This window comes from Mesorhizobium sp. B2-5-7, from assembly GCF_006440875.1.
Taxonomy (GTDB): Bacteria; Pseudomonadota; Alphaproteobacteria; order Rhizobiales; family Rhizobiaceae; genus Mesorhizobium; species Mesorhizobium australicum.
On sequence record NZ_VFUO01000011.1, the window covers coordinates 45173 to 55327 of the forward strand.

Below are 10155 nucleotides of genomic sequence, written 5' to 3' on the forward strand. Positions count from 1 at the left end.
CATCGGTCCAGAACTGCTGCCGCTTACTCTTTCTGCTTGGCGCCGGCGCTCTTGCCGTCGGAGCTTTTCGAGCGTTCCTCGAAACGATCGGCGCCTTTCTTCAGCGGATGTCCCGTTTCGGCCTCGGTCTTGCGCTCGTCCCTGGCGGCCGCCTGTTCCAATCCTGTGGCTGCCTGCTTGCCTTTTGCGGTCGGTGCCTGCTCGATGCCCATTGCTTCCTCCCTGGCGCGCGATAGGCGCGCAATGAGAGGGGAACGCGCATAAGCGCCGGCAGTTCCAGCGGCTAACATGGTCGAAAACGCGGCAATGAAGCGCTTCAGCGCGCCGTCATCGCCTTGCGGAATGCTTCCAGCGTCTCGGCGCTGACATGGTGTTCGATGCCCTCGGCATCGATGCGCGCCGTCTCGGCGCTGACGCCGAGCGAGCGCAGAAAGGCCTCGACCGTCTGGTGGCGGATGCGGCTTTCCTCTGCGACCTTGCGGCCGGCTTCGGTCAGGAACACGCCGCGATAGGGCTTTCGCGACACAAGCCCATCGGCGCAGAGCCGCGTCAGCATCTTGGCCACCGTCGGCTGGGCGACGCCGAGGCGCGCGGCGATGTCGACCTGGCGCGCCTCGTTGCCGTCCTCGATCAGGTCGGCGATCAGTTCGACATAATCCTCGACCAGCGCGCTGCGGCGCGCTTCGCGCGTCTGCCGGAACCCTTCCGAATGGACATCGGCATCGAGCAACGGCTCACGCGGGACCGGTCTGTTCTTCAGCGCCAATGCGCGCTCCTCCTCGGGAGTTTGCCGTCCCTGCTTTTATAGCACGGGCTCTGATTCTTCAGGCCGTTTATTTGCATTCCAAGAGAGGCGCAACCGGCGTATCCGAGGTGCCGCCCTCGCACGCATCGCGCGACACGCTAAAAAGCACCGACAATGAAATATAGCCTATTGCATAATGTTGAGCCATGGCATACCTTGAGGGCATCCTCCGGAAGTCGCGGAAAGCCTTTTCATGTCAGAAGCAGACGTCACAACCTCCCGGTCCGCATGGCGGTTCGCCAGACGGGATGAAGACGATCAGCCCAGCCTGCGCGAGGTCAACTCCTCCATCGCGGTGCCGACATCAGGCGTCTGGTTCCGCCGCCTGTTCGCCTTCATGGGTCCCGGCTACATGGTCTCGGTCGGCTATATGGACCCGGGCAACTGGGCGACCGACCTCGCCGGCGGCGCCCAGTTCGGCTACACGCTTTTGTTTGTCATCATGCTGTCCAACCTGATGGCGATCCTGCTGCAGGCGCTGGCCGCGCGCCTTGGCATCGCCACCGGCCGCGACCTCGCCCAGGCCTGCCGCGCCTACTATCCGCGCCCCGTCAATCTCGTGCTGTGGATCGCCTGCGAACTCGCCATCATCGCCTGCGACCTCGCCGAGGTGATCGGCACCGCGATCGCGCTGCAGCTTTTGTTCGGCATCCCGCTGATCGGCGGCGCCATGCTCACCGCGCTCGACGCCTTCCTGGTTCTGCTCCTGATGAACAAGGGGTTCCGCTATCTCGAAGCCTTCGTCGTCGCGCTTCTGATCATCATCTTCAGCTGCTTTGCCATCCAGATCTTCGTTGCCGCCCCGCCGGCCGGCACGATCCTCCATTCGATGTTCGTGCCGTCCTCCGAAATCGTCACCAATCCGGCGATGCTCTACATCGCCATCGGCATCATCGGCGCAACGGTGATGCCGCACAATCTCTACCTGCATTCCTCGATCGTGCAGACCCGCGCCTATGAGCGCACGGAGGCCGGAAAACGCGATGCCATCAAATGGGCGACGACAGACTCCACCATCGCCCTGATGCTGGCGCTGTTCGTCAACGCCGCCATCCTGATCGTCGCGGCCGTCGCCTTCCACGAAACCGGCCACCAGGATGTCGCCGAGATCGACCAGGCTTTCAAGCTGCTGTCGCCGCTGCTTGGCCTCGGCATCGCCTCGATCCTGTTTGCCGTGGCACTGCTGGCGTCGGGCTTGAATTCGACGGTGACGGCAACGCTCGCCGGCCAGATCATCATGGAAGGTTTTCTGCGCCTGCGCATCCCAAACTGGGCGCGGCGCCTGCTGACCCGCGGCCTCGCCATCATACCGGTGGTGGTCGTCACCGCGCTCTATGGCGAGAAGGGCACTGGCCAGTTGCTGGTCTTCAGCCAGGTGGTGTTGTCCATGCAGCTGCCTTTCGCGGTCGTCCCGCTGGTGCAGTTCGTGTCCAACAAGAAGAAGATGGGCAATCTCGCCATCCCGCGCGGCGTCGCCGCACTGGCCTGGGTGGTCGCGGCAATCATCCTGGTGCTCAATTTCAAGCTGCTCTACGACACCATGTTCGGGGTTGGCTGAAGTTCCGTTTAATCACGGGACAAACCGCCGGATCGCGCTATCTTCCCGATGCCATGAGCGACCTCGAAGATATCCGGACATTCTACGCGCGGCTGATGGCGGTCAACGCCGCCTCATCGGACCCGCGCCTGGAAGAGGTGTTCGCCAGCGTACCGCGCGAGGCCTTCCTCGGCCCCGGCCCATGGACGGTCATCACCGGCAACGGCACGGTCACCACGCCAAGCGCCGATCCGGCCCACATCTGCCAGAACGTCCTGGTGGCGCTCGATACCGACAAGGGCATCAACAATGGCGAGCCCTTCCTGCACGCCATGTGGATCGGAAAACTCGCGCCAAAGCCTGGTGAGGCCATCACGCATATCGGCGCCGGCAGCGGTTACTACACAGCTTTGCTGGCCAAACTGGTTTCGCCATGCGGCACCATCACCGCCTTCGAGATCGACGAAAACCTGGCCGGGCTGGCGCGCAAGAATCTCGAAACCTACGGCAATGCGACCATTGTCCATGGCGATGCCGTGACGTCGCCGCTGCCGCCGTCCGACATCATCTATGTCAATGCCGGTGTCGTTGCCCCTCCCGCCGGATGGCTGAAAGCGTTGCGCCCCGGCGGCCGCATGATCTTCCCCTGGCGTCCCGCCGAGCGCGTCCCGCTGGCGATGCTGGTGACCCGCACCGAAAAGGGCTTTGCCTGCGATCCGTTCATGCGTGCCTGGTTCATCCCATGCTTCGGCGCCTCGCTCGCGGATCTTGCGGCGAAGATCCCGACACGCGAGCAGGCCACGCGCAGCCGCTCGATCTGGCTGGTCGAGGACAGGCAGCCGGACCGCACCGCCACGGCGATCTTCGAGCATGTCTGGTTCTCGTCGAAAGCCGTGAGCGTCCGCGGCTGACCTATCGAGGGCGGACCAAATCTCGCGGCCTTTGTCGGGACGGGCGCGGTTGCTCCGTCCTTGGGTTGAAGTCCGGCCGCGATGGCGTGGCCGCAAGCAAGGGAGAGCACAATGAGAAAGATCATCGCCGCGACCTTCGTCAGCCTCGATGGCGTCATGCAGGCGCCGGGAGGGCCGGAAGAGGATCCGGTCGGTGGCTTCGAATTCGGCGGCTGGACGTTCCACTATTTTGACGAGGTGGGAGGCGCGGCAATGGAGGAATTGTTCTCCAAACCCTTCGCCCTGCTGCTCGGCCGCAGAACCTACGACATCTTCGCCGCGTACTGGCCCTACCAGAAAGATCCGATCGCGGATGCGTTCAACCCCGCGACCAAGTATGTGGCAACCCATCGGCCGGATACTTTGACCTGGCAGAACACGCACGCGCTTGGGCCCGATATCATCACGGCTTTGCGTCGCCTCAAGCAGGAAGATGGACCTGACCTGCTCATCCAGGGATCTGGCGATCTCATTCAGACCCTGCTCGCCAACGGGCTGATCGACGAGATCCGGCTGATGATCTTCCCGCTGTTGCTGGGCAAGGGCAAGCGGCTGTTCGGCGAGGCCGCGATGCCGGCCGCTTTCAAGCTTGTCAAATCGCAGACTTCGACCACCGGCGTCATCATCGCGACCTATGAGCGCGCGGGCGAAATCAAGGTCGGCTCCTTTGTCACGGGCGAGCCATCCCAGGCCGAACTCGAGCGGCGCAAGAACTGGAAGTAAATTCGGGCATCAAGCAGCCTGCGATCGCCGCGCCAGCCCATCACGTATATGCCGTGCGAATTCCTGCGCCGCCGTGCTCACGCCATGCCTCGGCAGGTGCAGGTTGATGGCAAAATTCGGCAGCGGCGGCAGGCCGGTGTCGAACGGCAATATGTCGAGATCGGCTGGCACGGTGGCAGCGAGCCATGTGGTGACGGCGAGGTCGGAACGCACCGTCGCGGTCGTCGCGTCGATGTTGCCGTTCTCGAACACGCTGCGCCATTCCAGCCCATGCTCGTTAAGTGCCGCCAGCACCACCGGCCGGAAGGCGCAGGTGTCGGCAACGATCGAGACGGGCAATGGCCGCTTGGCGCGAGCCACCCCACCCCTTGCGCCGACCCAGACCAACCGATCGATGGCCAGGCATTCGCCAGAGGTCGGGCCGACCCGCTCCTCGATTACCGCGAGGTCGATGGTTCCGGCCGCCAGTGCCGCCGCCAGTTCCGGCGAGGAGGCGCAGACCAGCGATATCTCGACCTGCGGATAGGCCTCGGCATAGGCCTTCAGGACGGGAGCCAGCAAGGTGCCGACAAGGTCGTAGGGAACGCCGAGCCGCACCTGTCCGGCGACAGCGCTCCCCACCATCTCGGTCCATATCTCGTCATTGAGGCTGAGCAGGCGCCTTGCCTTGTCGAACAGCCGCTCGCCGGAATGGGTCAGCCGCAGACCGCGCCGGTCGCGCTCGAACAGCCCGCAGCCGAGCGTGTCTTCCAGCCGCTTGACCTGCTGGCTGACCGCGCCCTGCGTCAGGTGCAGCGCGTTGGCCGCCGCCGTCATGCTGGCCTTGTCGGCGACGGTGACGAAGGTGCGCATGAGACTGGTATCGAGATTGCGGATCATCATCAGCATTATAAATGCTAATGATCATCATCGCAAACATTGCATTTACTGATGTCACGCTCAGTCTACCATGAAGCCTTTGACAAAGGATGCTCCATGCTCCAGCCGATCCTGCCGCTCATCCTGTTTGCCTTCGTGGCTACCGCCACGCCCGGCATCGCCACGACCTTGTCGACCGCTTCCGGAGCGCAGTTCGGTTTTCGCCGTTCGGTACCGCTGATGATCGGCAGCGCCGCCGGCCTCGCTACCGTGACGGGGGCGGCCGCCGCCGGCCTCGCCAGCCTGCTGCTTGCGGTGCCTTCGCTGCAACTGGCGATGAAGGTGATCGGCTCGCTTTATCTTCTGTGGCTGGCGATCAAGATCGGTCGCGCAGGGCCACCCAACCTTGACGTCACCATGGCCAAACCGAACAGCTTCCTGGGCGGCGCCGGCATCCAGTGGATGAATCCCAAGGGCTGGGCGATGGGCCTGGGCGCGGCGGCTTCGTTCGCCGCCCTCGCCGACGGACCCGGACAACTCGCACTGCTGCTCGGCTCGACCTTTGGCCTCACCGCTGCCATCTCGCTGTCCGTCTGGTGCATCGCCGGCATGGTGCTGGCCAGGCTGCTCAAAACCGAGTGGCAATGGCGCGCGCTCAACATCGTGCTGGCGCTGGTGCTCGCCGCCTCGATCATCCCGATGTGGCGGACGGCCTGACGGCCGGCCGCCACGTCAGCCTAAGCCGCGTAGCGCGGGGCCGGCTTGTCGGCGTGCAGGCTGCCATAGAAGGCCTGGCGGGCGCCTAGGAATGTGTCCAGCTTTCCCGTGTCGGCAAGCGCCGGCACGGTGACGGCCTCGCCCCTGGCCAGGCCGACAAGGGCGGCGTCGACCATATCGTCGGCGGTCATGACGATCTCCTTCGGCAACTGGTCGATATCACCGCCGGAAAGCTCCCAGAAATCGGTTCGGGTCGCGCCCGGCAGCACCACCTGCACCGTCACTCCGGTGCCCGCGACCTCGCGATGCAGGGCTTCGGTGAAGTTGACGACATAGGCCTTGGTGCCGCTGTAGATGCCGCCGAACGAGGTGTCGAAGGCCAGGACCGAGGCGATGTTGACGATTCCGCCCCGGTTGCGCGCCAGGAACCCAGGCAGCACGGCACGCGTCAGCCGGGTCAGAGCCACGACATTGACCTTGATCATGCGCTCGGCCGCGTCGGCATCGGCGGTTGCCACCACTGCCTGACCGCCAAGGCCGGCATTGTTGACCAGCAGCGTCACGGTTTCGTCGGCTGATATCGACTGCTCGACACGGCGCACATCGCCGTCGTCGGACAGATCGGCGCTGATCACGCTCACGTTGCGGCCGTGGTCATGGCGCAACTTCTCGGCCAGCGCCTGCAGCCGGTCGGCACGGCGCGCCACCAGCACCAGGTCGTAGCCCTGCCCCGCCAGACGGTCCGCATAGACGGCGCCGATCCCCGACGAAGCGCCGGTGACGACCGCCGTGCCCTTGTTGTCATTCTTGCTCATTGTCACGTTCCTTGTGTTCGCTGTCTTCGGCCCCGGTGGATAAATATCCGCCGGCCAGGCTGTTATTCGAATTAGTGGTATATGCCACTTTTCGCGAAGTAGGTATATGCCACCATCTTGTCAACGGCGGCGGCGAAAACTATTTCTGCGGCAGGCTGGCGCACCTGCCAGACAATTCCAGCAAGTGCCCAGCGGTTCTGCGCCCAGAATTGCGTGACAAGAGAGAGCATTGGAGGCGATGCGTTTCGCCGGAGATGCTCCACAAGGAGCGATCATGAGTGAAGCTGACGGATTTAGCCGTTGCAACAATGCCACCTTGCGGCGCACCGCGCGCAGGCTCGGCCGGTTCTATGACGACGCGCTGGCGTCTTCCGGCCTGAAGGGCACGCAGTTCGGTCTGCTGTTCCAGATCAGTGTCGGCAGCGAACCGGCGATGGGAGCCATTGCCGAGGCGCTGATCATGGATCTGTCGGCGCTCGGCCACACGCTGAAGCCCCTGGTCCGCGACGGCTATGTCGAAACCTTCCCCGACAAGGACGATCGCCGCGTCAAGCGCGTACGGCTGACGCCATCAGGACAGGCCAAGCTCGACGAGGCGATCAAGCTGTGGAGCGTCGCCCAGCGGCAGTTCGAGGCCATGATCGGCGCGGAGCAGGCCGCGAAACTGCGGGCCACACTCGATGAAGTGGCTGCGTTGAAGCTGGAACTGCCCGCGGCCACTCCTTCCAGCTGAAGAAGCGGCCGCGAAAAAACAAGGATGCAAGCCTCGGAGCCGGCCTTATTCCGCCGGCATGGTGACGGCCCGGGCAAACACCCGCCCCGCCAGCACGATGCCGAGCCCGACGATCGGAAACACCGCCGCGACCAGGCCGAGGTCGGCGGGCGCGCCGTAGCGCAGCACGCCACCACCGACCACCGCGCCCACCGCCACGCCGAGATAGAGCGCCGAGCCGTTGAGCGACAGCACGATCGGGGCGGCGTCCGGCGCCAGCTTTATGATGCGGCTGGCCTGCGCCGGCGGGAACGCCCAGCCGACGATGCCCCACGGCACCATCATCGCCATCAGCGCCGGTCCGGCAATGTGCTGCGGCAGGAAGGTCGGAATGACCGACAGCATGACCAGCATGGCCGCACTCAACGCCAGCGACCAGCCGACGGTGCGCGTGGCGCCGAAACGGTCGGCCGCCTGGCCGCCGGCAATGTTGCCGATGACGGCGCCGACGCCGAAGGCGAGCAGCATGCCGGGCAGCGCGATCTCGCTCAGCCCGCCGCCCTCTATGGCAAGCGGCGCGACATAGGCAAAGACGGTGAACGCACCGACCAGCGCCAGCAATGTCGTCACCAGGATCGGCATCACGCCGGGACGCATGGCGGCCGCCAGCCGGCGCTTCAGCGGCAGCCTGGTGCCGATGATGCCGCGCGGCAGGCGGTACCACAGGATGGCGCCGGACAGCGCGCCAAGGCCGGCAATGGCATAGAAGGTGCCGCGCCAGCCGGCGATGGCCGCGACCAGCGCGCCAAGCGGTGCACCGACAGCGACGGCCACCGTGGTGCCGCCGACGACGACGGCGATGGCACGGGCGCGGTGATGATCATCCACCAGCGCCACCGCCGTGCCTTGCGCGGTCGCCGCGAACAGGCCCGACGACAGCGCCATGATGATGCGTGCGACGAGCAGCACTTCGAAGGAGGAGCTCAGGGCGGCGACGACATTGCCGACGACGAAGAACACCAGCGTCCACAGGATGACGCGGCGCCGGTCCCATTCGCCGGTCAGCGTCGCCAGGATCGGTGTGCCCACGGCATAGGCGAGCGCGAAAGCGGTGATCAGCGAGCCGGCGAGCGGCACCGAGATGCCGGCATCCCTGGCGATATCGGGCAGGAGGCTGGAGATGACGAAGCCTTCGGTCGAGATCGCAAACGATCCGAGCGCAAGCCAGAAAATTCTCTTGTCCATGGGAAAGCGTCCTTAGTTCAAAAGTTATTGAACAATTGGACATAAAAGGGCATCATGTCAATGAAGCCAGGCAAAAATAGCATAACCATGCTGACAGCCCTGTGTCAGGACGGCCATGAACTGGAGAAACAGTGTGTATGGACCGGGCAGGATCGACGCGTTGAAATCGGCCCGAACTGTGCTTAGGTTCCAGCCATGACCTTGCCACACCCCAATACGGACCAGATCAGCCTGCCCATTGTGCTCGGCGTGCTCGGCGACCCGACGCGGCTTGCGATCGTGCGCTATCTCGCCAGCAAGGAAGGCGTGCCGCTGAACTGCAGCCGCTTCCTCGATCTCGGCTCCAAGACCAATCTGAGCTACCACCTCGCCAAGCTGCGTGAGGCCGGTGTCACCCGCGCCGAAGTGGTCGGCACCAACCGCATGATCACGCTGCGCCGCGCCGATCTCGACGCCCGCTTCCCCGGCCTGCTCGACAGCGTCATCGCCGCGGCCGCGGGCGACGCCGCCCTGCCGGCCGTCGGCGGCCACGACATCGAAGTGTCGGCCTGACGCATTTTCTTTCCCTCGCTAAGCGGGAGGAAATCATGTCCCTGTCAGGGTCGCCCTTTCGACCAGTCCTTCGCCAGCCTGTGGAGCCCCCTCGAAAATGCGTTAGCCCGCTACGACATCGTTACATTGGGCGGCGCCGGCCAGCCGGATCGCTTCGAGACGATCGCCGTCGAGTACACCACGAGGCGGCGGGCCGGTCCGCCGTCATGATTACCTCAATTTCCGGCTTACATGGCGGCGCGTCGTCCCTTATAAAACCGGCCGGACATGCGGCAAGATGGCCGCGGCATGGAATTTCGAGTATCGGCGCACGGCCAGATGATGAGGCGCACAGTTACGCTCCGAACAGGTTTGCATGCGCTGGTTGCGGTTCCGCTGCTGATGGTGGCGTGGCTGGCTGTTGTCCCGGCCCATGCGGAAGAAGGTCCCTTTATCTCCGTTGTCACCGGGCTCGCCCCCGACGACCTGCTCAATGTGCGCGCCAAGCCGTCGGCGATCGGCAAGACCGAGGCCCGCCTGGCGGCCGGTGCGAGCGTACGGAACCTCGGCTGCAACGACATTGACGGTCATCCCTGGTGCAAGATCGAGTCTGACAATCCCAAAGCCACCGGCTGGGCTCCCGCGCGCTACCTCATTCCCGTCAATCCGGCGACCGTGCCCGACGAGGCCGCGGATACGCCCGCCATGGCCACCGAAGCCGCAGCGACGCCCGATGCACCCGACCTGACCGCTCGGCTGGGTGGTGCGAGCCAACCGACCAGCCCCGAAGCCATACCGAAATCCGCGGCGGAGATCGCCATGCAGGATGCCTATGGCCTGGCGCTGGCTGCAACTGAAAACGGACCCGCGGCCGAAGAGCCAACCGGGGCCACGGCGGCCGTCGATGGCGCCCTGCAAATTCCCTGCGCCCGCTACGTTGGACAGCCCATGGCGCCTTGCGCGGCGAGCGTGACGCACAAGGGCACGGACAAGGCCGACGTCACCGTGACCTGGCCCGATGGCGGCAGCCGCGTCATCTCCTTCGCTGCCGGCCTGCCGGCAAGCTCGGACGCCGGCAGCGACTTCCGCTTCACCCGGGAAGGCAAACTCAACATGATCCGCATCGGCGTGTCGGAGCGGTTCGAGATCACGGACACGGTGGTACTGGGGGATTAGAGTTCGGCGACTTTTGCCGTGGCTGCCTGATTGCTGGGGTTTGCGCCGCCCTCATTGCCCTGCCGGGCATTTCTCTCCGTATAATG

At 64.8% G+C, this 10155-nt stretch carries 12 protein-coding genes; 7 read left to right on the forward strand and 5 right to left on the reverse strand.

The window, feature by feature from the left end:
- Nucleotides 1–23: 23 nt before the first annotated feature.
- Complete coding sequence (locus FJ543_RS30240) at nt 24–212, reverse strand: hypothetical protein (RefSeq protein WP_015316201.1); 189 nt, start codon at nt 210–212, stop codon at nt 24–26.
- Between the two features lie 104 nt (nt 213–316).
- Nucleotides 317–766: a manganese-binding transcriptional regulator MntR gene (mntR, locus tag FJ543_RS30245; RefSeq protein ID WP_140761141.1), complete on the reverse strand. Its 450-nt coding sequence runs from the start codon at nt 764–766 to the stop codon at nt 317–319.
- A gap of 232 nt (nt 767–998) precedes the next feature.
- Between mntR and FJ543_RS30250 the strand changes: the two genes are divergently transcribed.
- The 3 genes from FJ543_RS30250 to FJ543_RS30260 all read left to right on the forward strand — a co-directional run bounded on the left by FJ543_RS30250 (nt 999) and on the right by FJ543_RS30260 (nt 4015).
- Nucleotides 999–2363: an Nramp family divalent metal transporter gene (locus tag FJ543_RS30250; RefSeq protein WP_140878664.1), complete on the forward strand. Its 1365-nt coding sequence runs from the start codon at nt 999–1001 to the stop codon at nt 2361–2363.
- Between the two features lie 53 nt (nt 2364–2416).
- Nucleotides 2417–3253, forward strand: coding sequence for a protein-L-isoaspartate O-methyltransferase (locus FJ543_RS30255; protein WP_140617780.1), 837 nt, complete (start codon nt 2417–2419; stop codon nt 3251–3253).
- A 111-nt stretch (nt 3254–3364) separates the two neighbouring features.
- A complete protein-coding gene (locus tag FJ543_RS30260) occupies nt 3365–4015 on the forward strand; it encodes a dihydrofolate reductase family protein (RefSeq protein WP_015316197.1) in 651 nt (216 codons plus the stop codon).
- A gap of 9 nt (nt 4016–4024) precedes the next feature.
- Here the strand turns inward: FJ543_RS30260 and FJ543_RS30265 are convergent, their stop codons facing one another.
- Nucleotides 4025–4903: a LysR substrate-binding domain-containing protein gene (locus tag FJ543_RS30265; RefSeq protein ID WP_015316196.1), complete on the reverse strand. Its 879-nt coding sequence runs from the start codon at nt 4901–4903 to the stop codon at nt 4025–4027.
- A gap of 87 nt (nt 4904–4990) precedes the next feature.
- Between FJ543_RS30265 and FJ543_RS30270 the strand changes: the two genes are divergently transcribed.
- Nucleotides 4991–5590, forward strand: coding sequence for a LysE family translocator (locus FJ543_RS30270; protein ID WP_140713756.1), 600 nt, complete (start codon nt 4991–4993; stop codon nt 5588–5590).
- A gap of 20 nt (nt 5591–5610) precedes the next feature.
- Here the strand turns inward: FJ543_RS30270 and FJ543_RS30275 are convergent, their stop codons facing one another.
- Nucleotides 5611–6405, reverse strand: a complete 795-nt coding sequence (locus tag FJ543_RS30275) for an SDR family oxidoreductase (protein ID WP_140878665.1) — start codon at nt 6403–6405, stop codon at nt 5611–5613.
- Between the two features lie 274 nt (nt 6406–6679).
- On the opposite strand from FJ543_RS30275, the gene FJ543_RS30280 reads away from it, so the two are divergent.
- Complete coding sequence (locus tag FJ543_RS30280; protein ID WP_140878666.1) at nt 6680–7138, forward strand: MarR family winged helix-turn-helix transcriptional regulator; 459 nt, start codon at nt 6680–6682, stop codon at nt 7136–7138.
- A gap of 45 nt (nt 7139–7183) precedes the next feature.
- Here FJ543_RS30280 and FJ543_RS30285 read toward each other — a convergent pair whose 3' ends face one another.
- The gene (locus FJ543_RS30285; RefSeq protein WP_140878667.1) at nt 7184–8362 is read right to left on the reverse strand and encodes an MFS transporter; all 1179 of its coding nucleotides are present in this window, start codon (nt 8360–8362) and stop codon (nt 7184–7186) included.
- 195 nt (nt 8363–8557) lie between these two features.
- Between FJ543_RS30285 and FJ543_RS30290 the strand changes: the two genes are divergently transcribed.
- Nucleotides 8558–8914: a helix-turn-helix transcriptional regulator gene (locus FJ543_RS30290; protein ID WP_015316191.1), complete on the forward strand. Its 357-nt coding sequence runs from the start codon at nt 8558–8560 to the stop codon at nt 8912–8914.
- 318 nt (nt 8915–9232) lie between these two features.
- Entirely contained in the window at nt 9233–10069 is an 837-nt protein-coding gene (locus tag FJ543_RS30300) for an SH3 domain-containing protein (protein WP_140878670.1), read from the forward strand.
- Nucleotides 10070–10155 lie beyond the last annotated feature (86 nt).

Bases quoted from the DNA above. Each gene is read 5' to 3' on its own strand.
- FJ543_RS30280 (WP_140878666.1), top strand. From the start codon at position 6,680: ATGAGTGAAGCTGACGGATTTAGCCGTTGCAACAATGCCACCTTGCGG.
- FJ543_RS30250 (WP_140878664.1), top strand. From the start codon at position 999: ATGTCAGAAGCAGACGTCACAACCTCCCGGTCCGCATGGCGGTTCGCC.
- FJ543_RS30285 (WP_140878667.1), bottom strand. From the start codon at position 8,362: ATGGACAAGAGAATTTTCTGGCTTGCGCTCGGATCGTTTGCGATCTCG.
- FJ543_RS30290 (WP_015316191.1), top strand. From the start codon at position 8,558: ATGACCTTGCCACACCCCAATACGGACCAGATCAGCCTGCCCATTGTG.
- FJ543_RS30260 (WP_015316197.1), top strand. From the start codon at position 3,365: ATGAGAAAGATCATCGCCGCGACCTTCGTCAGCCTCGATGGCGTCATG.
- FJ543_RS30270 (WP_140713756.1), top strand. From the start codon at position 4,991: ATGCTCCAGCCGATCCTGCCGCTCATCCTGTTTGCCTTCGTGGCTACC.
- FJ543_RS30300 (WP_140878670.1), top strand. From the start codon at position 9,233: ATGATGAGGCGCACAGTTACGCTCCGAACAGGTTTGCATGCGCTGGTT.
- FJ543_RS30255 (WP_140617780.1), top strand. From the start codon at position 2,417: ATGAGCGACCTCGAAGATATCCGGACATTCTACGCGCGGCTGATGGCG.
- FJ543_RS30275 (WP_140878665.1), bottom strand. From the start codon at position 6,405: ATGAGCAAGAATGACAACAAGGGCACGGCGGTCGTCACCGGCGCTTCG.
- FJ543_RS30265 (WP_015316196.1), bottom strand. From the start codon at position 4,903: ATGCTGATGATGATCCGCAATCTCGATACCAGTCTCATGCGCACCTTC.
- FJ543_RS30240 (WP_015316201.1), bottom strand. From the start codon at position 212: ATGGGCATCGAGCAGGCACCGACCGCAAAAGGCAAGCAGGCAGCCACA.